Raw genomic sequence first — 21,878 nt, forward strand, 5'->3', positions numbered from 1 at the left:
CGTCTTCGAACCGTCTTCGAACCGTCGCCCGGCTTCCTGGCTTGATCGTGTTCCTTGTGCAACGTTCCACCGCTTCATAGCGTCGATGTCGCACCTTGCACCCGTACGGCACCACACGCACCACTCTTCCCCCGCACACGTGGAGCTTCCGCATGCCCAAGGAGGAACGCCGTATGCCTGAGAACGCCGGGTCGCAGCAGTCCACCGAACACCCCGAACACCCCGAGCGCCCCAAGCACACCGAGCCCACCGGGCACGCCGAGCGCGCCGAGCCCGTCGAGCCCGTCGAGCCGTCCGCGGCCGTCGCGGAGGCGAACCGCGGTGTCATCGAGACCATTCCGCCGAGCACCGGCGACTTCGCCGACGCCACGCGCGGGCTGCTAGCCCCGCCGCCGCGCGACCTCCGCGTCATCCCCTCCCGCGACGGCAAGCGCGCCGTGTGGGACTTCGCCGGCTACGAGTTCCTGGAGAACGGCGAGGACGTACCGCCGCCGTCCGTCAACGCGAGCCTGTGGCGGCAGGGCCGGCTCACCGCCGTCGCCGGCCTGTTCCACGTGGCCGCCTCGAACGGCCGGACCATCTACCAGGTCCGCGGCTACGACCTGTCCAACATGACGATCGTGACGGGCGACCGGGGCATCATCGTCATCGACCCGCTCGCCTGTTACGAGACCGCACAGCACGCCCTGCGGCTCTACCGCGAGACGTGCAACGACAACCGGCCCGTCACCGCCATCATCTACACCCACAGCCACGTCGACCACTTCGGTGGCTCCCGCGGCCTGTTCAACGACACCAGGGACGTCATCGCGCCCGACCTGAAGGTCTACGCGCCCGAAGGCTTCCTGGAACACGCCGTCAGCGAGAACGTCTACGCGGGCCCGGCCATGAGCCGCCGCTCGGGCTACATGTACGCGGCCGGCCTGGACAAGGGCCCCGACGGGCAGGTGGGATCCGGCCTCGGGCTGACGATCTCCACCGGCGAGGTCACGCTCATCCCGCCGACCGACTACGTGGGCGGCCCGCAGCACCAGCCCACTCCGGTGGGCGATTGGCACCCGTCGGAAGACATCATTCCGTGGCAGCCGGGCCTGTACCGGCTGCACGTGGACGGGGTCCGGATCATCTGCCAGCTCACCCCGGGTACCGAGGCCCCGGCGGAGATGAACTTCTACTTCCCCGAGCTGCGCACCCTCTGCATGGCCGAGAATTCGACGCACACCATGCACAACATCCTCAGCCTGCGCGGCGCCCAGGTCCGCGACGCCCACGCGTGGTCGAAGTACCTCACCCAGGCCATCCAGACCTTCGGCGAGCACACCGACGTCGAATTCGCCTCCCACCACTGGCCGCGCTGGGGCAAGGAGAGCATCCTCGAATTCCTCGCGAACCAGCGGGACATGTACGGCTATCTCAACGACCAGTCCCTGCGCCTGCTCAATGACGGCTACACCGGGATAGAGATCGCGGAGAAGCTCAAGGAGCTGCCGCCCGGGCTGGGCCGCCACTGGTACGACCGGGGTTACTACGGTTCGCTCAGCCACAACCTCAAGGCGGTCTACCAGCGCTACATGGGCTGGTTCGACGGCAACCCCGCCCACCTCTGGGAGCTGCCCCCGGTCGAGGCCGGCGCCCGGTACGTGCGGGCCATGGGCGGCGCGGAGGAGGTCGTGCGGGCCGCGCGGCAGGCGTACGAGGCGGAGCCGCCGCAGTACCGCTGGGTCCTGGAACTGCTCAACCACGTCATCTTCGCCTCCGCGGACCCCGCGGACCCTGCCCTCGTCCCGGCCGACGTCCTGGCGGCGGCCAAGGCCCTGCAGGCCGATGCCATGACGCAGCTGGGATACGGCGCGGAGAACGGCACCTGGCGCAACTTCTACCTCACCGGTGCCGAAGAGCTCCGCAACGGGCCGCAGAAGCCCGTCCCGCACAGCGCCTCGGACCTTGTGAAGAGCATGTCCCTGGAGCAGATCTTCTCGTCGATGGCCAAGAGTGTGGACGGGCCCAGGGCCGCCGCGGAGCAGCGGTCGCCGATCGTGCTGCGCTGGGTGTTCAACGGCACCGGCCGGGAGTGCACCACGACCCTGCGGAACGGCGTGCTCGTGTACGTCGACGGGGAGGACCTCTTCGCGGGCAAGCCGCAGGCGACCATCACCCTCTCGCGCGCGGTGCTCGACGAGGTGCTGACGCAGGGCCTCGACTTCAAGAAGCACTTCGACGCGGCGGTCGGGCACGGCATCGAGGTGGACGACCAGGCTGCCGCTGACACCGTCTTCGGCTATCTGACCTATCCGAACCCGGTGTTCCCGATCGTGACGCCGAAGCCCGTGAGGGAGTAGCGCCGGCTCGGTGGAGAAGCTCGGTGGAGAAGCTCGACGGAGAAGGGGGCTCCGGCTCCGCCGGGGCTCCGCCGGGGATCCGCCGGGGCTCCGTCGGGGCCCCGCCGGGCCAGGGGGGCGCACAGCACGCGCACGCCCCACCCGCCGAGCCACCGCCGGCCGCCCCCCGCGTGCCCGGACCTCTGCGCACCCAGTTCACCGAAACCCCGCACCCGTCCCGTGTTCGCGCCGCTACGGTAAGTGCGCGGGGTGGGCGCGGCGAGGTCCGGGAGGTCGGAGGCATGGAGAACTCGCGAGCGGGTGAGAACGGCAGCGGAAGCGAGCGAGCAGAGTGGGGGAATCAGAGCCCGGCGTACAGGGCGCACAGGGGGCGCACGGAGCACGGCCAGGGACCGGGCGGTCCGGCGGGAGCCGAGACCACGCCCATCGAGCATGTGGAGGCGCTGCTGGGGCGGGCGCAGAACGGCTTCGAGATCGACGAGCGGATGCTCGGCCGGCTGCGGACGGCGCTGATGCATCAGCCCGAGCTCCGCTCGTACCGCCAGCGCAATGACGACCGGCGGCCCCTCCGCTGTAATTCGTACCGCCACGTCTTCCTCCTGGCGGACGGCAGCAGCCTGCTTCTGTTCGAGCTGGAGCACAACACCGGGCCGGAGGATGTCTTCGTCTACGAGCTGTACGCGGACGAGGACGTCCTCGACCGGGCCGAGCGGCGCGTGCACGACCGGATCGGCGGCGGCATCGGCCCCGGCAGCGAGACCGAGGAGCTGCCGGCCTGGCTGGCGGAGGAGCTGCTGCTGGCCATGGGGCCGGTGCAGCCCCGCCGGGAGTACGTCTCCGACGGCTCGCCCGACCACGCCCGGCGGCTGCTGCGGCGCGCGGAGAACGAGGACGGGCCCGGCGAGGTGGTGCGCGAGCTGCTCCAGGGGGCGCTCGGCCACCACATCGCGCTGATCACCAAACCGCGCCGCCGGGGCCCCGGGCGCGACGCCACCTGGTGCCGCTTCTACGAGCACGCCTTCCTGCTGGAGGGCGGCGGCGAGCTCAGCCTGTGGGAGCTGGAGCACAACATGAACACCGACGGCCGCCTGGTCTGCGAGGTCTATCTGGACGAGGCGGAGGCCGAGGTGGCGGCTGACCGCCATGCCCGTTCCCAGGGCGTGGAGCTGTAGCGGCACCGGGCTGCCGCGGGGCTGCGCACCGTCGGCGGGCGGGTGAAACGGGGGCCGCCGACGTGTGCTACGCTTAACTGACGTTTCAGTTGTGGTACCCATGAACTCGTGTGCGCCTGACGGTTATGTGAACCGAAGGCGCATTTTTGTTTTTGCCGGTCTTTGTCCGGTGTGGGGCCCATTTGCATCCACTAAGGAGATAGACATGGCTACTGGCACCGTGAAGTGGTTCAACTCGGAAAAGGGCTTCGGCTTCATCGAGCAGGACGGCGGCGGTCCGGACGTCTTCGCCCACTACTCGAACATCGCCTCCAACGGCTTCCGTGAGCTGTTCGAGGGCCAGAAGGTTTCCTTCGACGTCACGCAGGGCCAGAAGGGCCTGCAGGCCGAGAACATCGTCGCCGCCTGACGATGATGCCCGCCCGGTCCGTCTGACGACGGCGCCGGGCTCTGCATGAAGCACCAGGCAATGGGGCCCGCACCTCGGGGTGCGGGCCCCATTGCTGCCCCTGCGCCGGCCGGCGCCCGCGTGCCGGCCGTCGTCCCGCACCAGCGCGCCCAGGCTTTTCCGCCGTCCGACCGTTCTTGTTCCGGACGGTCTCGCGATGCGAAGTCTCCCTTTCGGGCGTGCCACCCCCATTGAGGGAAGGTCCCACCCGTATGACTCGCTCCGCCCGCCCCGCCCGCCCCCGCGGACCCCAGCAGAACCGTGGTGCCCAGCAGAACCGCAGCTCCCAGCAGGGCGGCCGTTCCGGCGCCCAGTCGTCGCGCCGCAGGCCCGCCGCCCCCCAGGGCGACTTCGAGACCCCGGTCAGCACCACCCCGGCGCTGCCGCCGGTGGCGTCCTTCGCCGATCTGGACATGCCCGCCGGCCTGCTCTCCACGCTGACCCGCGAGGGCGTCACCGAGCCGTTCCCGATCCAGGCCGCGACGCTGCCCAACTCGCTCACCGGCCGTGACGTCCTCGGCCGCGGCCGCACCGGCTCCGGCAAGACCCTCGCGTTCGGCCTCGCCATGCTGGCCCGTACGGCCGGCCGCCGCGCCGAGCCCGGCCGCCCGCTCGCCCTCGTGCTCGTCCCCACCCGCGAGCTCGCGCAGCAGGTCACCGACTCGCTCGCCCCGTACGCCACCGCCGTGAACCTGCGGACGGCCACGGTCGTCGGCGGCATGTCCATCGGCCGGCAGGCCCAGACGCTCGCGCGCGGCGCCGAGGTGCTCGTCGCCACCCCCGGGCGGCTCGCGGACCTCATCCAGCGCGGTGACTGCAAGCTCGGCGACGTGCGGATCACGGTCCTGGACGAGGCCGACCAGATGGCCGACATGGGCTTCCTGCCGCAGGTCACCAAGCTGCTGGACCAGGTCGACCCCGAGGGGCAGCGGATGCTCTTCTCCGCGACCCTCGACCGCAACGTCGACCGGCTCGTCCGCCGCTTCCTCTCCGACCCGGTGACGCACTCCGTCGACGCGTCGGTGGGCGCGGTCGTCACGATGGACCACCACCTGCTGCACGTCTCCGAGACGGACAAGAAGGACACGGTCACCCGGATCGCCGCCCGCGACGGCCGCGTGATCATGTTCGTGGACACCAAGCGCGGCGCCGACCGCCTGGTGAAGAAGCTGCTGTCCGAGGGCGTGCGCGCCGCCGCCCTGCACGGCGGCAAGAGCCAGCCGCAGCGCAACCGCACCCTGGACCTCTTCCGTACGCAGGAGGTCACCGCGCTGATCGCCACGAACGTGGCCGCGCGCGGCATCCACATCGACGGTCTCGACCTCGTCGTGAACGTCGACCCGCCCATGGACCACAAGGACTACCTGCACCGCGGCGGCCGTACGGCCCGCGCGGGCGAGTCCGGCACGGTCGTCACGCTCGTGCTGCCCGAGCAGCGGCGCGAGATGAGCCGCATGATGGTCACGGCCAAGATCTCCCCGAACGTCGTGACGGTCGGCCCGCAGGATGAGGAGCTCGTCCGCATCACCGGTGCCCAGCAGCCCAGTGGCGTGCCCGTGGTCATCGCGCCGCCGGTGCCGGCCCAGTCGACGCCGCGGAAGCGGTCGGGCGGGGGCGGCGCGAGCGCCGGGTCCGCCGGTGGGGCTGCGGCTGCCGCCGGGTCGCGCGGCTCCCGGGGCACCCGTGGTTCGCGCGGCGGTCGTGGCGGTCGCGGCCGGGTGCGTACGGAGATGTCTTCCGGGGCGTCGTCCTCGTCGTCCTCGTCGTCTTCCTCGTCCTCGTCTTCGGCGTCCTACGGTGCCGGCGGTTCGGGCCGGGGCACGGGCGGCCGGGGTGCCGGCCGGGCGGCCGGTGGCGCTTCCGGTGCGGCTTCCGGCCGGGGTGCCGGCAGGAACGGCGCCGGCCGGGGCACCGGGGGCGCACGGGAGCGCCGCTCCTCGTAACCCGCTCTCCCGGGGGTGCTCGCCGGCCTGCCCGTCGGCCTGCCCGTCGGCGTGCTCGCCGGACTGCCCGCTGGGCGTACTCGCCGACTGCCCGCTGGGCGTGCTTGCCGGACTGCTCGCCGGGCCGTTCTCCCAGGGGCCTCCCTCCCCGGTTGGCCCAGCACCGTTCGCCCAACGACCTCCCGCCCGGAAGGGTGGGAGGTCGTTGACGTGCGGGACTGCCGGTCAGGAGAGAGTGCGGTGGGCAAGCGAGAGAGCCGTTCTGCCCGCCCTGTCTTCCGCCGTACGGCGCGCCGGGGCGTCCGCCGGGCCGTCCGCCGGGCCGTCCGCAGGCTCCCGGCCGTTCTGATCGTCGGCGCCGTCCTCTTCGGCCTCGGGGCGCCCGCGCACTACACGTGCGCCCCCTTCCTCTCCGCCGCGCCCCTCGTCGCGGCGCCGCTGCACACCCTCCGTGCCACGGTCACGGCCGCCCTGGCCGCCGTGGCGGTCGCGGTCGGCCTCGTGGTCTACCACCGGCCGTCCGACACCGGCGAGGCGCTGGCCGAGATCGCGACCATCGGCGCCGTCTCCCTGGTCGCGCTCGGCATCAACCGCATCGCCCGTCGCAGCGATCAGCAGCTCGCCTCCGCCCGGGGCATCGCGGAGGCGGCCCAGCGCGCCGTCCTGCCCGCGCCCCCGTCCCGGATCGGCGGCCTCCGCGTGGCCGCGCGCTACGTCGCCGCCCAGGCGGACGCCCGGATCGGCGGCGATCTGTACGCGGTCCAGGACACCCCGTACGGCGTACGCGTCATCGTCGGCGACGTCCGCGGCAAGGGCCTGGACGCGGTCGAGGCGGTAGCCGTGGTGATCGGCGCCTTCCGGGAGGCGGCCGAGCAGGAGCCCACGCTGGAGGGGCTCGCGGGGCGGCTGGAGCACGCGCTCCAGCGGGAGGGCGCACGGCGGGCGAACCTGCGGGCCGACTCCGTGGACCGGACCGAGGGCTTCACCACGGCCGTACTGGCGGAGCTGCCGCCGGGGGAGCCCGTCTTCCGGCTGCTGAACCGCGGCCACCCCTCACCGCTCCTGCTGCACGCGGACGGCCGCATCGGCGCGGCCGACCCCGCCGTCCCCGCGCTGCCCCTCGGCCTGGGCGAGCTGGGGGTGTGGCCGGACCGGGCGGAGGAGCGGGAGTTTCCCGCGGGATCGATGCTGCTGCTGATGACGGACGGGGTGACCGAGGCGAGGGATGCCGGCGGTACGTTCTACGACCCGCGGGCCGGGCTGACGGGCTGTCGGTTCAAGAACCCGGAGGCGCTGCTGGACGCCCTGATCGCGGACGTCGCGCGCCATTCGGAGGGTCAGGCTGCCGACGACATGGCCCTGTTGGCGATCCGGCGCGGCGAGCGGATCGAACAGCATTTCGTAGAAAGTATCGACAGGCTCCGTGGGCGCACATCCTGTGAAGACGTGCCCGAGGGCATCGGTGGATTCGGGCGTTCGGCTTGGAATCCACCCGGCATGTCTATTAACGTTCGATAACGGAGCGCGGTTGTCGCAACGCCGCAAGAGGCGCTGCGCCGTGCGCCTTCGCCGAATCCCGCGGGCACAGCACCACCTGATACACCGGCAAGTTCTGGGAACCGGGGAACCACCACCCTGGGGTGAATCGGGCCGCGCGCGGCCCGTAGGAGACCTTCCTGCTCCGAACCCGTCAGCTAACCCGGTAGGCGAGAAGGAAGGAAAGGAGTGCCTTCGTGGCATCCAACGAGCCTGCCGCGTACGAGCCTGTCGGGTATGAGCCTGTCGCGCCGTATGAGCCTGTCGGGTACGAGCCTGTCGCGCCGTATAGGCCTGCCCCGTATGAGCCCGCCGCGTACGAGCCCGCTGCATACGATCCGCCGCTGGTCCCGGCGTACGTACCTCCGTACGAGCCGGAGCCCGAGCCCCGGCCGGAGCTGCGGTACGAGTCGGACAGCGCTTACGACCCCGGGTCGCCGTACGCCCCCGCTTCCCACCGCCCCTCCGTCTACAACGCCTTCGGCACGGGCCGCGGCCGCCACCGCGTCGTGAAGCAGCGCGGCGGCACGATGGCCCGCAGCGGTGCGGTCCTCGGCGCGGGCGTCATCGCGGCGGTCGGCGCGGGCGGCATGGCGCACGCCCAGGAGCGCCCGGCGACGTCCATATCCATGCCCGACCTGGCCCAGCTGCCGGGAGTGGGCTCGTTCTTCGCGGGGAGCGCGGCGGGCTCGGTCGATTCCGCCGCCGCCGAATTCGCCGGCGAGGAAAGCGCATCGGCCGCGGTGGAGATGGCCGAGAGCGCGGCGGCGGCGGGTGAGGTGCTCCGGGCGAGAATCCTGGAGCAGGCCGACCACCAGCAGGGCGTGGCCGAGGCCGAGGCGCAGGCGGCCCAGGTGAAGCAGGCCGCGGAGACGCAGAAGAAGGCGGCGGAGCGGAAGGCGGCGGAGGCGGCGGCGCGGTCCGCGGAGGCGGCGAAGGAGCGGGTCGATACGCCTGAGACGCCCGAGGCGCCGGAGGCGCGGGCGGCGCGGGCGGCGGCTCCGGAGCAGCAGCAGGCGTCGAGGCAGCAGACGGCGAAGCAGCACGCACCGAAGCAGCAAGCACCGAGGCAGCAGGCGCCGAAGAAGCAGCGATCCGCCCAGGCTCCGGCTCCGGCTCCGGCTCCCGCCCCGGCGGCCCGCCACTCCGCCTCCGGCGGCTTCAAGCTCCCCCTGGCCTCGTACACCCTGACGGCCGGCTTCGGTCAGGCGGGGAACATGTGGTCCGCGAATCACACGGGGGAGGACTTCGCGGCCCCGACCGGCACGCCGGTGAGGGCGGTCGGCGGCGGCAGGATCGTTCAGGCCGGCTGGGCCGGGGCGTACGGCTACCGCATCGTCCTGAGGCTCGACGACGGTACGGAGCTGTGGTTCTGCCACCTGTCGTCGATGGTCGTCACCTCGGGGAAGGTCGCGCCGGGCCAGGTCATAGGCCGTGTCGGTGCGACGGGCAACGTCACGGGCCCGCACCTGCACCTGGAGGTCCGGCCGGGCGGGGGCGCGCCGATCGACCCGCTGGGGTGGCTGAGGAGCAGGGGCCTGCATCCGTAGCGGAGGCCGTAGCGCAGGCCGTAGCGGAATACCGGCCCCCGCAAGGACGCTGCAGGAGTACATGGCTGACATTCACAAGAAGATCGGCAATCTCTCCGTCCACCCGTTGGCGCTCGGCGGCAATGTCTTCGGGTGGACAGCGGACGAAGCGGAATCCTTTGCGGTCCTCGACGCGTACGCGGCGGCGGGCGGCAATTTCATCGACACCGCGGACGTCTACTCGGCCTGGGTTCCGGGCAACGAGGGCGGCGAGTCGGAGACCGTCATCGGCAATTGGTTCGCCTCGCGCGGCAACCGTGCCGACATCGTCCTCGCCACGAAGGTCGGCGCGGGCGTCCCGGAGCCGCGGGGCCTGCGCGCAGCGGTGATCAAGGCGGGTGTGGAGGAATCCCTCCGCCGCCTGCGCACCGACTACATCGACCTCTACTACACGCACTACGACGACCCGTCGGTGCCGGTGGAGGAGTTCATCACTGCTCTCGACGCGCTGGTGAAGGAGGGCAAGGTCCGCGAGATCGCGGCCTCGAACATCACCCCGGAGCGCCTGCAGGAGTCGCTGGAGTTCTCGGAGGCTGCGGGCCTGGCGAAGTACGTGGCGATCCAGCCCCACTACAACCTGGTCTCGCGCGACACCTACGAGGGCGACCTGGCGGCGGTGGCGGAGAAGCACGGCCTGGCGGCCGTCCCGTACTTCGCCCTGGCCAAGGGTTTCCTCACGGGCAAGTACCGCCCGGGCACGACGGTGGACAGCGCCCGGGCGGAGGGCGCCGCGGAGTACCTGCGAACGGACCGCGGCCGCCGCGTCCTGGCGGCCCTGGACGAGGTGGCCGCGGCCCACGGCGTCGAGCTCGCCACGGTCGCCCTGGCCTGGCTCGCGGCCCAGCACACGGTGGCGACCCCGCTGGCGAGCGCGCGCACGGTGCAGCAGCTGGCGCCGCTGCTGGCGATGGCGGACGTCAAGCTGACGGAGGCGGACCTGACCCTCCTGACGGAGGCGTCGGCGTAAGCGGGCCGTGGCGGGGCTTCGAGCGGAAAACCCCGCCCGAAGCCCTGCCGTCAATCTCTACCCACTGCTCAAGCCCGGCTCTCAGCCACCCAAGAGGCGAGCGCCACGGCCCCGGCCACCCCGAACACGGCCGGCCAGGCTCCGACCTTCTTGGCCAGCGGGTGCGACCCGGCGAACGCGGCAACGTACAGCCCGGTCAGCGCCGCAGCCTGGGGCGCCCCGACCTTCCCGGCCCACTGCCGAGCAGCCACCCCACCGGCCACGGCAAGCACAGCCCCACCAAGCGGCCGCTTCTTCGTCCACCGAGCAACGCCGTACCCACTGACAAGCCCACCGGCAGCCACCACAGCCGTAGGAACCTGAGCCATCCCACACCTCCGCATCAGCAAACCCAACGTTTTCGAGGCTACGCCGGGCCGCAGGAGCGATGGCGAGAGCCCCGTTTCCGCGCACGTAGCCGATGGTCAGCGCCGTGCACGTGCCAGAGCGCGCAACTGGGAGACGTGACTGCGGACGGCAGCCTGTACCTCGCCCAGCGGGTCCGGGGACGGCACGTCACCGCGGCAGGGGCGACACAGGCCGCCGGACAGGGCTTCGGGGCGGCCGGGGACGCCGCAGCCGGTGCACTCCATGACGCGGTGAGGCGCCGAGGCCACCCCGTACGGGACCTGGAGGCGCTCCGGCGGCAGCCTGTCGATGAGCCTCTTGCGGGTGAATGCCCCCGGGCAGTGGATGACGTCGGGAAGCCCGGTCGTGAGGATCCGCGCGAACTCCAGCGGTGTGACACCGCGCGCGAACCACTCGGCAGCGAGGCCTTCGAGGGCGGAACACTCGGCGGCGGAGAGCATCAGGCGGGAGTCGGAGCAGCCGAGCGTGGCCAGGGCGATGTAGGCGGGGGAACAGTCGTTTCGCGCCTTCTCACGCTCCGGCTCAGGGGGCGAGGAGACGGCCGGCGAAGGTGCGCCCTGCCCGGACGTACGGGCGAGGAAGGCCGCCCACCAGGCGTCGTCCCGCGCTGTGCGCGAGAAGTACGAGCGGGACACCCACTGCGTACGGCCCTCGCCGACGACCTCCCTGAAACGACGCAGGTGACCGGCCGCGGACAGGGCCTTGAGGGCGGAGGCGACGGCCTGCTGCCCGTAGGCGGGGAGCTCCTTGGCGAGCGTCTTGATGTCGACGGCGGCGCCGTCGGGAAGCCGGTCGATGTGCGCGGCGATGGACGCCTCGTGGGCGGGCAGGTGAGCGAAGTCGCCCCGGCCGCGAGGGGCTTGATCGGGTGCGGTCCGCTTGCCGTATCCGGGCGCGGCCATGGGGGGGAGCGATAAGGTTGGCGACAGCCACGAGATCAGGGCCTTTGATCTAGGTGGTCAAACCCCGGCCTGGTGTTGGTAGCACCGGTGCCGGGGTTGTTCGTTGTGGCGCACGCTACACGCCGACAGCGAGGCGTGGCGACTCGGTTGCACAAAGTCAACACGTGTGCTTACGCGCACGCACACGCGAACGGGGCGGGAGGGCGGGTAAGCCTCACCGCCCATTCCTCAGATGGACCGCTCGGGTCCCGACTCCCGAGTCTCGGGGGTGCAAATCTCGGGTGCTGTCGGCTGGCGGGCGTGGACCACCCCGCCCCCCGAGTTTCGGGTGGCAGGCTCTGCGTCAGTGGGCGCTAAGGCGTCTCGCGTCGGCCACGAAGGCCATCCATCCGTCGTGTGAGACGGAGAGCATGAGGCCGCCCGGATTCTTGGAGTCGCGGACGAACGTGCGCCGAGCGGCGTGGGCGACCTCGACGCACTCGGTGTGGCCGGCACCGCTGTACGAGGACTTGAACCATCCTTCCCGCGGTATGCCTGAGGGTGCTTCCTGCATCACAACTCCCGGAGTACGCGTTCGATGAGGGCGGACGTGGCCGCCATATCCAACGCTTGGGCGCGCAGGTAGTCGAACGCAAGTCTGTATCGCTCCAACTCCGCTTCTTTCTCCATGAAGAGAGAGCCAAGGTGGAGGTCGACGTACACGACATCGAGCGACGGCTCCGGGCCGCCGATGATCACGAAACTGCCCATGGCTGCTGAGTGGGCACCCTTCGCGAACGGGAGAACCTGCAGTGTGATGCTAGGGGAGTCGTTGGCCTGAAGCAGATGGCTGAGCTGTTCGCTCATGACCTCACGTGACCCCACCACACGCCGGACCACAGACTCGTCGAGGATCGCCCACAGGTGGGGCGGGTCGCTGCGACTGAGTACTTCCTGCCGCTTCATGCGGATGTCGACGAGCTGCTTGATCTGCTCGGGCGGCAGCCGCATCTCGGAGGCGTGCTGCACGGCCTCCGTGTACCTGCGCGTCTGGCCCCGTCTGCGCGATGCCTACGCAGTGCAGTCGTACGGCTGCGGCTGGGCGCAGCACTGCCTTGGCGGAGGGGATCGAACCACATGAATGTGCGCTAGCTCGTTGCACCGCCCAAGAGGCGAGAACTCCCGTTTCTAGCCGTCCCTGAACGAGTCGAGCACCTGCGGCGATGGGTTTCCGCACCCCTCGCCCTCTGGGGAGTCGCGAACCTTGCGGGTGCCATGCAGCTCTGCTTGACCGAGCTCGTCACCGACGTCATTACCCACGTGGGCGAGGGGACACCGACGTGGGTGACGGTGTCGCTGGACGGCCCCACCTGCGCATGGAGGTCCGGGACCCGGACCCGTGGCGATTCCCGGCACTGGAAAGGGACCGCCCCGGCCGGCGCCTGGCCAGCGGCCACGGCGTGACCATTCACGACCACGGCAAGACGTCCTGGTACGAGCTAGCCACGGGCCTTCCGGCAGCAGAAGGCTTTCCGATGACCCCCCGAGTGGCCGACGCCGAGGCCGTCCTCCCCCTCTACAGCCTAGGTTCCGCGCCCCGAGCCGCTTCTCTGCTCGGCCGCATTGTGTCCGAGGAGGCGGCGACAGAGCTCACCGCCCACCTCCTCCACTGGTTTCAAGCCCACGGCACTGCTCCGGACATCGCTCAGACCCGCTTCGAGGCGGGGAGAGAGAGGGCAGCACGAGGATTGCCGTCCCTGACTCGCGACTACTCCCTACTTACCCGCTCGATCTCCGCGCGAAGGCTGGCCGGAGTGCGCCATGATTCGCCGAGATGGCTCCGGTGGCACATGCGGTGGCAGTTAGCACACAGCAGCGCCAGGTCGTCGAGCTCTGTTTTCCGGAGGCCAGACATATGAAGGGGCACTACATGGTGCACTTCGATGTAGCCCTCACCGAGCTGGCCGTACAGACGGCTGAAGTCGAAAGCGCAGACCTCGCACCGCAGCGGCTGGCCAAGCCGCTGAGCGTGGGCGAGCTTGCGGCGGCGGAGCTTTGGGTCACGCTCGCGTGCGAGGGTCCAGCGTGCGAGAAGTCTGCCTTCCAGCCCGGTGATGCCGTCTTCGGTTGCCTCGTCCGGCTGCTCAGGGACCTGGGACAAGCTGGGCGAGGCGATCCCCTTCCTTATGGCGGCGGCCGCGGCAGAGAGTTCAGCAGGCTGCTCGAGGAAGGCAGCGATCATCGCCTTGTCCAGTTTTCCGCACCTGGTGGGCTTGCCGGGGTAGGCGGGGTGGTTGGTGGCGAGATCAGTTGTCTTTCTGCTGACGCTGCCGATAGACCTGAACTCGGGGAGGGCGCGGGCCGGGCTGCTATGCAGGGGCAGGGAGCGGAGCAGCGCGGACAGCTCTGCGACTTGCGCGTCAGTTTGCCTCAGCTCACGCCAGCCGTTGGCGGCGACCAGCGAGCAGGCCAGCAGCAGCTCATCCCAGGTCCACGAGGGGCTCCTCATGCGCAATATCGTACGAGTGTTCGCTGTGTCGTGTGGGGCGGTTCCGGGAAGCCGGAGCGTGCCGCTCACTTGGTGAGGGCGATGCCAGTGGGGTCTGTCACCCTATGTGAGTACGGACAGCAGAGAGTCTGCTCAGTACGTTGGAAGGAGGGTGCATGAACCTCGACAGGGCGGCCTTCACTTCGGGCATGGGACGCCCCCTGCCAGGGGGATCTCTTCCCAACCGTGATCAAGCTAGCCGGGCAGCTGAACCCGCCGGCGGTCGTGATCAAAAATGCGCGTGGCCTGATGCAGTCCAAGTTCGATGATTACCAGACGCAGTGAGGTAGCTGTTCGCCTTTGCAGGGCGGCCATCAAGGCATGAGTAGACATGGCGGGTGAGCAAGGCTGCAGTTTCGTTTGGGATTCCGCAGGCGGCTGCCCGCTAGGCTCGGTCGTTCCGACTTGAGCCAGGGCTTCCTGAGGTGGTGCGGCGAGCTGCGACGGTCGCGGCGATTTTGTCAGCGCACAGGTCCGAGGGCTCGTGTTCCCAGAACCGGAGTACTAGCCATCCCGCCTCAACGAGACGTTCATCCGTGTCGCGGTCGCGGGCCATGTTGCGGGCGACCTTGTCGGACCAGTAGCCGGCGTTGACCCGGGGGGCTAGGTAGTGCTCCGGGCAGCCGTGCCAGTAGCAGCCGTCGATGAAGACGGCGACCTTTACCGGGCGGAAGACGAGGTCTGCCGTCCGGCGGAGGTCTGGCAGGGGCCGAGCGTGGAGGCGGTAGCGGAGGCCCTGGGCGTGGACCAAGCGGCGGATCAGCTGTTCAGGCTTGGTGTCCTTGTTGCGGATCGCCTGCATGTTGCGGCGCCGGGCCGCTGATGAGGCCCAGGAGCCTTCCGGGGGCGTCCACTCGGTGTCTTTGGGCACGTTTCAGAGCGTAGTGCCCGTCCGGAGGCTGGCGGTCCGATAAGCCGCCAGCGGGTCCAGGTGATCTGTCAGCGGCGGTACTGGCCCGGGCCGCCCTGGGGCCAGCCCCATACCGGCGGCGGCACGAACGGCCGAGGGATCGTCGCCGAAGCCTGGGTCAAGGCCGGTTGGGCGACGTGTTTGCGGTGCCAGAGGTGGTGGAGGAGCTCCTGTTCTCTGGCGGTGAAGTCCGGGCCCGCCGTGCCCCTGTGGGCTCGTTGGCGGAGGAAGGCCAGGGACGTGGCGAAGGAGATGTACTCGGCGACGGTGCGGGCCGCTGCCGGGCCGCCGGTGCGGCGGGCGACGTCGCGGGCTATGCCGCGGGCGCGCATCGAGGAGAGGGCGAGGGGCTCGGGCGGGGTGAGCCAGCCCGCGGCCTGGTAGGCGGGGAGGAAGGTGCGGATGGTGCGCAGCTCGTTCTGGCGGGACCAGATCGCGAGCCAGGTCAGGACGCCGAAGACGGGGACCATGAACAGGGCGTAGACCGAGAGGAAGGCCAGGGGCGACAGGCTGGCCGAGCCGTTCCAGACCGCGTGCAGGACCATTGCCGTGAGCAGGCCCGCGAACGGGACGAGGATGCGGGTGATCTTGCGGCGCGGGGCGAGGGTCGCCGCGATGCCGAAGCCCAGGCCCGTCATCGTGGTGAACAGCGGGTGCGCGAACGGCGACATCAGGACGCGCATGAAGAACGTCGCCGCCGTGGCCGCCGGCACCCCGTCGCGGCCGAAGCTCTGGTCGGTGGCGAAGGCGTTGCCCAGGTAGAGGATGTTCTCGGTGAACGCGAAACCCGTGGCCGTGATGCCTGCGATGACGACGCCGTCGACGGTGTTGTTGAAGTCCCGGCGGCGGAAGAGGAAGAGCAGGAGCACCGCGGCCGCCTTGCCGGTCTCCTCCACCACGGGCGCGACGAACGTCGCCCCCCACTTGTCGGCCTCCGAGCGCTGCGCGAGGTCGACGGAGCTGACCAGCCACTCCGTGGCGTAACCGTTCGCGATGATGGCCATCAGGGTGGCCGCGCAGGCGCCCCACGCGAAGGCGAAGACCAGGTTCCGCCAGGGCTTGGGCTCGACCCGGTCCATCCAGCGGAACGCCGCCACCAGCAGGGGCACCGGCAGTACGGCGAGGCCGAGCCCCACCAGGAACCCCTCGGTGCCCGTCTGCTCCCGCACCAGGGCGAGGATGACCAGGCCGCACAGGGCCAGGAGCAGGATCAGTGCGCCGGCGCGCACCGCCTTGTTGTCCCACAGGGCGCGGCGCGGCTTGTAGCGCCAGCCCGCGGGGGCGGGCATCGCGGAGAAGTTCGGTTGCTGCGCGTAGGCGGGCACCGGCCCGGCCGTCGGCTGCTGGTGGGGTGGGGACTCATGCACCCGATGACCCTAACCAAGGGACGTCGGGGCGGCTCCGGTATTCCGGGGGCCGGTAGGCCCCACCCTCACCTGACCCTCACCTGCCGGCGTGCTTCAGCGCTTCAGTGCTCCAGCGAGTCAGTGCCTCAGCGCTTCAGTGCGCCTTGCGGCGGAACAGCAGGTCGTGGACCACGTGCCCCTTGTCCAGGCCCTGGCCCTCGAAGCGCGTCAGCGGACGGAACTCCGGCCGCGGCGCGAAGCCGCCGTCGGCCTGGGTGTTCTCGAAGTCCGGTGCCGCGGAGAGCACCTCCAGCATCTGCTCCGCGTACGGCTCCCAGTCCGTCGCGCAGTGCAGGAGGGCGCCCGGGGCCAGGCGCGTGGCCGCCAGCGCCAGGAACTCCGGCTGGATCAGCCGGCGCTTGTGGTGCCGCTTCTTGGGCCACGGGTCCGGGAAGTACACGCGCAGGCCGGCGAGCGAGTCCGGAACGAGCATCTCGCGCAGCAGGATGATCGCGTCGCCGTTGGCGACCCGGACGTTGGTCAGGCCGTTCCGCTCGGCGAGGCCGAGCAGATTGCCCTGCCCGGGGGTGTGCACGTCGCAGGCCAGGATGCCGGTGCCCGGGTCGGCCGCCGCCATCTTGGCCGTGGCCTCGCCCATGCCGAAGCCGATCTCCAGCACGACGGGCAGCTCGGGGTCGCCGAAGAGCTCGCCGAGATCCAGCTTGCTCAGGCCGTCGATGTCGAGGCCCCACTTGGGCCACAGGCGGCGCAGGGCCTCGCCCTGGCCGGTCGTGACCCGGCTGCGGCGCGGCTGGAACGAGCGGATGCGCCGCTCGTGGTGCGAACCCGCCGGGTCCGGCGCCGGACCGTCGGGGAACATCGGCTCGCGACGGCCGCGCGCGGGCTGCGCAGCGGACGCCGAAGCGACGGACGCCGAAGCGGCAGAGGCAGTGGCGACGGACGCCGAAGCGACGGCTGCTTCGGCGGCCGGAGCGCCGGCCTGCTCGTCGGCGGTCACGGGGGCTGAGGGGGAAGCGTGGTTCTCGGGCACAGTCCTTCAATTCTACGGGCGTGTCGAAACTGGCCCAGGGGTCACGATTCCTGCAGGTCAGGCCGCTTCCATGGCCCGCAGCGCCCTCCTGGCCACCTCCCGCCCGATCGGCAGCGCCGCCGTCGCCGCCGGGGACGGTGCGTTCAGCACGTGCACCATCCGCGGCGACTCCGCGAACAGGAAGTCGTCCACGAGCGTGCCGTCCCGCAGCACCGCCTGCGCCCGTACGCCCGACGGGGCCGGTATCAGGTCCTCCGCGGTCACCTCCGGCAGCAGGCGGCGGGCCGCCTCCGTGAAGGCGCGCTTGGACAGCGAGCGACGGACCTCCCCCGCCCCGTACCGCCAGTGGCGGCGGGCGAGCTGCCAGGAGCCGGGCCAGGCCACCGTCCCGGCGAGCTCGCCGGGACGCAGCGTCATGCGGCTGTACCCCTCGCGGGCGAGGGCCGGGACCGCGTTCGGCCCCAGGTGGACCGTGCCGTCGATGCCGCGCGTGAGATGGACGCCCAGGAACGGGAAGGCCGGGTCCGGCACCGGATAGACCAGGCCGCGCACCAGATCCGCACGCCCCGGGGCCAGCTCGAAGTACTCGCCGCGGAACGGGACGATCCGCACGCCGGGATCATCGCCCGCCAGTCGTGCCACGCGGTCGCTGTGCAGCCCCGCGCAATTGACCAGCGCGCGGGCGCGCAGCACCTCGCCCAGCCCCGTGCGCACCGCCACCGACGCCCCGCGCCGCCCGATCACCTGTACCTGCGCCCCGTACCGCACGGAGGCCCCCGCGTCCTCCGCCAGACGGGCCAGGCGGCGCGCCACCGCGCCGTAGTCGCACACGCCCGTCGAACCGACGTGGATGGCCCCCACGCCGCGCACGTGCGGCTCGTACTCGGCTATCTGGGCGGGGCCGAGCTCGCGCACCGGCACGCCGTTCTCCCGGCCGCGCTGGACCAGGGCGTGCAGGCGGGGCAGCTCCGCGTGGTCCGTGGCCACGATCAGCTTGCCGGTGATCTCGTGCGGCAGGCCGTGCTCGGCGCAGAACTCCACCATCTCCGCCGCGCCCCGCACCGCGAACCGGGCTTTCAGCGACCCCGGGCTGTAGTAGATCCCGCTGTGGATCACTCCGCTGTTGCGCCCGGTCTGGTGGAGCGCGGGACCCGGCTCCTTCTCCAGCACCACGACGCGCGTACCCGGCTGGGCGCGCGTGATCGCAAAGGCCGTCGACAAACCCACGATGCCGCCGCCGGCCACCAGTACGTCGCAGTCGTACGCCTTCACCACGTCACCTCCCCGCGCCTGCCCGCACACCCGCGACCGGGCAGCCGGTTCCCCTCGGCGCCTCACCCACGCCCCCCATCATGACCTGCGCCACTGACAACCGGTCGAAACCCAGGTCAGGGAGGGGACCCCGGGGAAGTGATCGAGGGGACCCCGGGGAAGCGATCGCACGGGGCCCCGGGGAAGTGATCGCACGGGGCCCCGGGGAAGTGATCACACGCTCACGCCGGTGGCGCCCTTACGCCAGCGACACCAGCAGCGGCCGCGCCCGCTCCCGCAGCTCCATCACCCGCGGCTCGTCCCCGTACGGCTCCAGCCGGTGCAGCAGATCGCGGACGTACTCCGTCGTGCGCGCCGAGGAGATCCGGCCCGCCACCTCCACGGCCCGTGTGCCGGCCGCGCAGGCCGCGTCCAGGTTGCCGGACTCCAGCTCGGCGACCGCGGACACCACGAGCCGCAGCCCGTGCGAGCGGACGAACTCCTCCGTCGGCCGGGCCAGCGCCTGCTCGGTGAAGCGCTGCACTTGCCGCGGCATGCGCAGGTCGCGGTAGCACTCGGCGGCATCCGCCGCGAACCGCTCGTGGCTGTAGAAGTCCAGCCACGAGGGGTCCGGGTCGCCCGTGCGCGCCCGCTCCAGCCAGCCCTCGGCGGCCTTCAGCGCGGCACCGCACGCCGGTGCGTCCCCGGACTTCGCCTGGGCCCGCGCCTCGACCAGGCGGAAGAAGCTCATGGTGCGGGCGGTGGCCAGGCCGCGGTTGCGCTCGAGGGCGGCCTGCGCCAGGTCGACGCCCTCGTCGGCGAAGCCGCGGTAGGTGGCCTGCAGGCTCATCGAGGCCAGCACGTAGCCGCCCAGGGGCACGTCTGCGGCCGCACGGGCGAGCCGCAGGGCCTGGATGTAGTAGCGCTGCGCGGCTTCCTGCTGGCCGGTGTCGAAGGCCATCCACCCGGCCAGCCGGGTCAGCTCCGCGGTGGCGCCGAACAACGAGCGGCCCACCTCGTCGCTGTACGAACCGAGCAGCAGGGGCGCCGCGTCGACCCGCAGGCACTCGGGGACCATCGACGAACGCCAGTCGCCCCCGCCGTACTTGGAGTCCCAGCGGCGGGCGTCCTCCGCGGCCTCCCGCAGCTTGCTGACGTCACTGTGGCCCACGCGCTGCGGTATGGCCCCGTCCGGGCCGCCCGCGCCCTCGGCCTCCCCGGCCGCCGTGTGGGCCTCGCGCGCGACCGAGCTGTCGGCGGGGGTTATCAGCCACCTGGACGCGGGCGTGGCATAGGCGCTGACGGAGAAGGATCCGGCCAGGCTCTGCCAGATGCCGCCGCCCCCTCGCCGACCGGCGAGATCCAGCCTGTACAGCTCCGTCGCGGACCGCACGGCCTGGCCGACATCGCGCGGAAAGGAGAGCCCCACCTCGGGCGCCGGATCCGCATCCGCGAGGCCGATCTCGTGCAGCGGGACCGGCCGTCCGAGCTTGCCGGCGATGGCCGCGGCGATCAGATGGGGCGCCGCTCCCTGGGGCACCATGCCCTTGGAGACCCAGCGCGCGACGGACGTCTTGTCATAGCGAAGCGTCAATCCGCGCTGCGCACCGAGGTCGTTGACCCTGCGCGCGAGACCGGCGTTGCTGATCCCGGCGAGGGCGAGGACGGTGCCGAGCTTCTCGTTCGGCCCGCGTGGCTCCCTGGACATGCGCACCCCTCGACGACGCGACGCCCGCCCCGGCATAGGCGCGGGGCATTCGTAAACCCAGCGTAGTTCCCCGCATCCCGACCGTTAAGAGGTGGTGTCCCGGATGGCGAGATTCTGGTCCGTGCGGACGTGCATCGAGGGGCACGTGCTCCGGTTGTGTGTGGCTGTGCGCCCGCCGTGCGCTCTGTCCGCGCCATCCGGGGCGCGCTTCCATAGGAGTCGCGTGGGTTGGCCCGCTGCCTGGATCCAGTGGGCTGGGGGAAGCCGCCGCCTCATTCCCCGCGGGCGGCGGACCGGTCCGGGAGGCGGTTGACCGCCTCCCGGACCGCGACGTACGGGTCGAAGCACTGGGCGAATGCGCCCCCGTGCAGCCGCTGCCCCGAGTTTGGCCGGATCCTGCCCTCAGGCAGCTGCCCCGAAGCAGCCCGCAGCGGTCCGAAGCAGCCCGCAGTGTTCCGGAGTGACCCGGAGCAGCCCCGCCTCCGCCGACGGCCGCCTCGCAGGGCCCGACCGCTACCCCCGCAGGCCTCGACCGCCAGCCCCGCAGCAGACGCTTGGCGCCCCGCAGCAGGCACTTGGTGCTCCGCAACAGACGCTCGGCTCCCTGTAGCCGGCACTTGGCGGGCCGCAGTGGACACTTGGCGCGCCGCACGCGCGCGTAGGGCGTCTCCCGCCTCCGTGCATGACAGCATGGCGGTTGCGTGCGCACGGCCGGACGGTGTGCTACTTCGCCCCGCAATCAAGCAAGTTGGGGTGAAAGGCGCGACGAATGGGTTGCCTCTTTCGTGGTGGTCTCGTTGTGGCAACCGGCGACCTCCTGTGCATGATGACTGCGGATGGCAGCGCTTGATGGCCGTCCAGCTGGTGCTCGGTCGGTTGTCCACGTCGGTTGTCCACAGCCTGTGGAGGCGGAATGCGCTGGGTGGTGGGGTGGAGCAGCACCACCGCGGGGACCGGGCAGCAACGGGCCCCGTCGCACGACAACTACGGCGGCAGCGAAGCCGGTTACGCCCGCAGTGGCGTCGATTACGGCGGCAGCGGCGCCGGCTACGGCAGCAACGGTGTCGGCTACGCCCGCAACGGCCCCGGTTACGGAGGCCGCGACGGCTTCGAAGGCTCCACCGCCCACGGCCCCACCGTCCACCCCGTCGGCGCCCAGCTCCTGTGGGGCGACCCGGCCCCCCTGTGGGCCGTGGGCGACTGGCGCCCCGACGAGGTCCGCGTCGTCCAGCTGGACCCCCTCACCCGCCTCGCCGTCCTCGGCCGCTGCGGCGCCGGCGACGAGCAGCTGCGCGTCGGGCTCGTCGCGGCCCGCGGAGGCGCCCTGCGGCACCTCACGGCCTGGCCCGGCAGCTACACCGCCGTCGCCCAGGTGGGCCGCCGCACCACGGTCGTCGGCGACCTGGCGGGCGCCCGCCCCGTCTTCCACACCGCCTGGGCCGGCGGCACCGCCTACGCCACCGCCGCCCTGCCCCTCGCCGACCTCACCGAGGCCCAGCTCGACATCGGCCACCTCGCCGCCCTCCTCGCCTGCCCCGACTCCCCGGAGGCCCTCGGCGACGGCACGCCCTACAAGGGCGTACGACGCGTGCCGCCCGGGCACGCCCTCGTGCTGCGCGACGGCACGCGCGACATCACCGGCTACGAACCGACGGCGTCGCTGGCCGTCTCCGCCCCCCAGCTCCACCCCGAGCAGGCCGTCGAAGGCATAAGAAGCGCCCTCGTCGAGGCCGTACGGACCCGGCTCGCCGCCCCCCGGCACGCTCCCGACCACGGCCTCG

Annotated in this window: 16 protein-coding genes, 2 pseudogenes and 1 riboswitch; of the genes and pseudogenes, 8 read left to right on the forward strand and 10 right to left on the reverse strand. The window is 71.6% G+C overall.

Going from position 1 to position 21,878, the window contains the following annotated elements:
* Positions 1–173 precede the first annotated feature (173 nt).
* From V7793_RS15065 to V7793_RS15095, 7 genes are all read left to right on the forward strand, one after another.
* Positions 174–2,339 carry an alkyl/aryl-sulfatase gene (locus V7793_RS15065; RefSeq protein WP_336006749.1) on the forward strand — a complete coding sequence of 722 codons (2,166 nt, stop codon included), beginning with the start codon at positions 174–176 and terminating at the stop codon, positions 2,337–2,339.
* Between the two features lie 281 nt (positions 2,340–2,620).
* Positions 2,621–3,511 carry a DUF6227 family protein gene (locus V7793_RS15070; RefSeq protein ID WP_336006750.1) on the forward strand — a complete coding sequence of 297 codons (891 nt, stop codon included), beginning with the start codon at positions 2,621–2,623 and terminating at the stop codon, positions 3,509–3,511.
* Positions 3,512–3,716: 205 nt separating this feature from the next.
* Entirely contained in the window at positions 3,717–3,920 is a 204-nt protein-coding gene (locus V7793_RS15075; RefSeq protein ID WP_030367061.1) for a cold-shock protein, read from the forward strand.
* A gap of 251 nt (positions 3,921–4,171) precedes the next feature.
* Positions 4,172–5,902, forward strand: a complete 1,731-nt coding sequence (locus V7793_RS15080) for a DEAD/DEAH box helicase (RefSeq protein ID WP_336006751.1) — start codon at positions 4,172–4,174, stop codon at positions 5,900–5,902.
* Between the two features lie 240 nt (positions 5,903–6,142).
* Positions 6,143–7,420, forward strand: coding sequence for a PP2C family protein-serine/threonine phosphatase (locus V7793_RS15085; RefSeq protein ID WP_443057911.1), 1,278 nt, complete (start codon positions 6,143–6,145; stop codon positions 7,418–7,420).
* A 75-nt stretch (positions 7,421–7,495) separates the two neighbouring features.
* Positions 7,496–7,626, forward strand: a riboswitch (cyclic di-AMP (ydaO/yuaA leader).
* Positions 7,627–7,947: 321 nt separating this feature from the next.
* Entirely contained in the window at positions 7,948–8,988 is a 1,041-nt protein-coding gene (locus tag V7793_RS15090; protein WP_336006752.1) for a M23 family metallopeptidase, read from the forward strand.
* A 61-nt stretch (positions 8,989–9,049) separates the two neighbouring features.
* A complete protein-coding gene (locus V7793_RS15095; protein WP_336006753.1) occupies positions 9,050–9,994 on the forward strand; it encodes an aldo/keto reductase in 945 nt (314 codons plus the stop codon).
* Positions 9,995–10,062: 68 nt separating this feature from the next.
* Here the strand turns inward: V7793_RS15095 and V7793_RS15100 are convergent, their stop codons facing one another.
* From V7793_RS15100 to V7793_RS15145, 10 genes and pseudogenes are all read right to left on the reverse strand, one after another.
* The gene (locus V7793_RS15100; protein ID WP_336006754.1) at positions 10,063–10,362 is read right to left on the reverse strand and encodes a hypothetical protein; all 300 of its coding nucleotides are present in this window, start codon (positions 10,360–10,362) and stop codon (positions 10,063–10,065) included.
* 96 nt (positions 10,363–10,458) lie between these two features.
* Positions 10,459–11,304, reverse strand: coding sequence for a hypothetical protein (locus V7793_RS15105; RefSeq protein WP_336006755.1), 846 nt, complete (start codon positions 11,302–11,304; stop codon positions 10,459–10,461).
* A 343-nt stretch (positions 11,305–11,647) separates the two neighbouring features.
* The gene (locus V7793_RS15110; protein WP_336006756.1) at positions 11,648–11,857 is read right to left on the reverse strand and encodes a DUF397 domain-containing protein; all 210 of its coding nucleotides are present in this window, start codon (positions 11,855–11,857) and stop codon (positions 11,648–11,650) included.
* Positions 11,857–12,336, reverse strand: a pseudogene (locus V7793_RS15115) (DUF5753 domain-containing protein); the annotation flags it as partial. The pseudogene V7793_RS15115 and the gene V7793_RS15110, both read right to left, overlap by 1 nt.
* A gap of 715 nt (positions 12,337–13,051) precedes the next feature.
* A complete protein-coding gene (locus V7793_RS15120; RefSeq protein WP_336006757.1) occupies positions 13,052–13,792 on the reverse strand; it encodes an HNH endonuclease in 741 nt (246 codons plus the stop codon).
* A 424-nt stretch (positions 13,793–14,216) separates the two neighbouring features.
* Positions 14,217–14,633 carry a very short patch repair endonuclease gene (locus V7793_RS15125; protein ID WP_443057913.1) on the reverse strand — a complete coding sequence of 139 codons (417 nt, stop codon included), beginning with the start codon at positions 14,631–14,633 and terminating at the stop codon, positions 14,217–14,219.
* A gap of 137 nt (positions 14,634–14,770) precedes the next feature.
* Positions 14,771–16,108, reverse strand: a complete 1,338-nt coding sequence (locus V7793_RS15130; RefSeq protein ID WP_336006759.1) for a PrsW family intramembrane metalloprotease — start codon at positions 16,106–16,108, stop codon at positions 14,771–14,773.
* Between the two features lie 133 nt (positions 16,109–16,241).
* The gene (trmB, locus tag V7793_RS15135; RefSeq protein ID WP_443057912.1) at positions 16,242–17,138 is read right to left on the reverse strand and encodes a tRNA (guanosine(46)-N7)-methyltransferase TrmB; all 897 of its coding nucleotides are present in this window, start codon (positions 17,136–17,138) and stop codon (positions 16,242–16,244) included.
* 57 nt (positions 17,139–17,195) lie between these two features.
* The gene (gene lhgO / locus V7793_RS15140) at positions 17,196–18,410 is read right to left on the reverse strand and encodes an L-2-hydroxyglutarate oxidase (RefSeq protein ID WP_336006763.1); all 1,215 of its coding nucleotides are present in this window, start codon (positions 18,408–18,410) and stop codon (positions 17,196–17,198) included.
* Between the two features lie 238 nt (positions 18,411–18,648).
* On the reverse strand, positions 18,649–20,097 hold the full coding sequence (locus tag V7793_RS15145; protein WP_336006761.1) for an MFS transporter: 1,449 nt from the start codon (positions 20,095–20,097) through the stop codon (positions 18,649–18,651).
* Positions 20,098–21,010: 913 nt separating this feature from the next.
* Between V7793_RS15145 and V7793_RS15150 the strand changes: the two are divergent.
* Positions 21,011–21,878, forward strand: a pseudogene (locus V7793_RS15150) (asparagine synthase-related protein); the annotation flags it as partial.

Source organism: Streptomyces sp. KLMMK (assembly GCF_036961605.1).
Classification (GTDB): domain Bacteria; phylum Actinomycetota; class Actinomycetes; order Streptomycetales; family Streptomycetaceae; genus Streptomyces; species Streptomyces telluris.

Excerpts from the sequence above, each read along its gene's own strand:
- V7793_RS15065 (WP_336006749.1), top strand. The coding sequence starts at position 174 with ATGCCTGAGAACGCCGGGTCGCAGCAGTCCACCGAACACCCCGAACAC.
- V7793_RS15070 (WP_336006750.1), top strand. The coding sequence starts at position 2,621 with ATGGAGAACTCGCGAGCGGGTGAGAACGGCAGCGGAAGCGAGCGAGCA.
- V7793_RS15075 (WP_030367061.1), top strand. The coding sequence starts at position 3,717 with ATGGCTACTGGCACCGTGAAGTGGTTCAACTCGGAAAAGGGCTTCGGC.
- V7793_RS15080 (WP_336006751.1), top strand. The coding sequence starts at position 4,172 with ATGACTCGCTCCGCCCGCCCCGCCCGCCCCCGCGGACCCCAGCAGAAC.
- V7793_RS15095 (WP_336006753.1), top strand. The coding sequence starts at position 9,050 with ATGGCTGACATTCACAAGAAGATCGGCAATCTCTCCGTCCACCCGTTG.
- V7793_RS15100 (WP_336006754.1), bottom strand. The coding sequence starts at position 10,362 with ATGGCTCAGGTTCCTACGGCTGTGGTGGCTGCCGGTGGGCTTGTCAGT.
- V7793_RS15105 (WP_336006755.1), bottom strand. The coding sequence starts at position 11,304 with ATGGCCGCGCCCGGATACGGCAAGCGGACCGCACCCGATCAAGCCCCT.
- V7793_RS15110 (WP_336006756.1), bottom strand. The coding sequence starts at position 11,857 with ATGCAGGAAGCACCCTCAGGCATACCGCGGGAAGGATGGTTCAAGTCC.
- V7793_RS15120 (WP_336006757.1), bottom strand. The coding sequence starts at position 13,792 with ATGAGGAGCCCCTCGTGGACCTGGGATGAGCTGCTGCTGGCCTGCTCG.
- V7793_RS15125 (WP_443057913.1), bottom strand. The coding sequence starts at position 14,633 with ATGCAGGCGATCCGCAACAAGGACACCAAGCCTGAACAGCTGATCCGC.
- V7793_RS15145 (WP_336006761.1), bottom strand. The coding sequence starts at position 20,097 with ATGTCCAGGGAGCCACGCGGGCCGAACGAGAAGCTCGGCACCGTCCTC.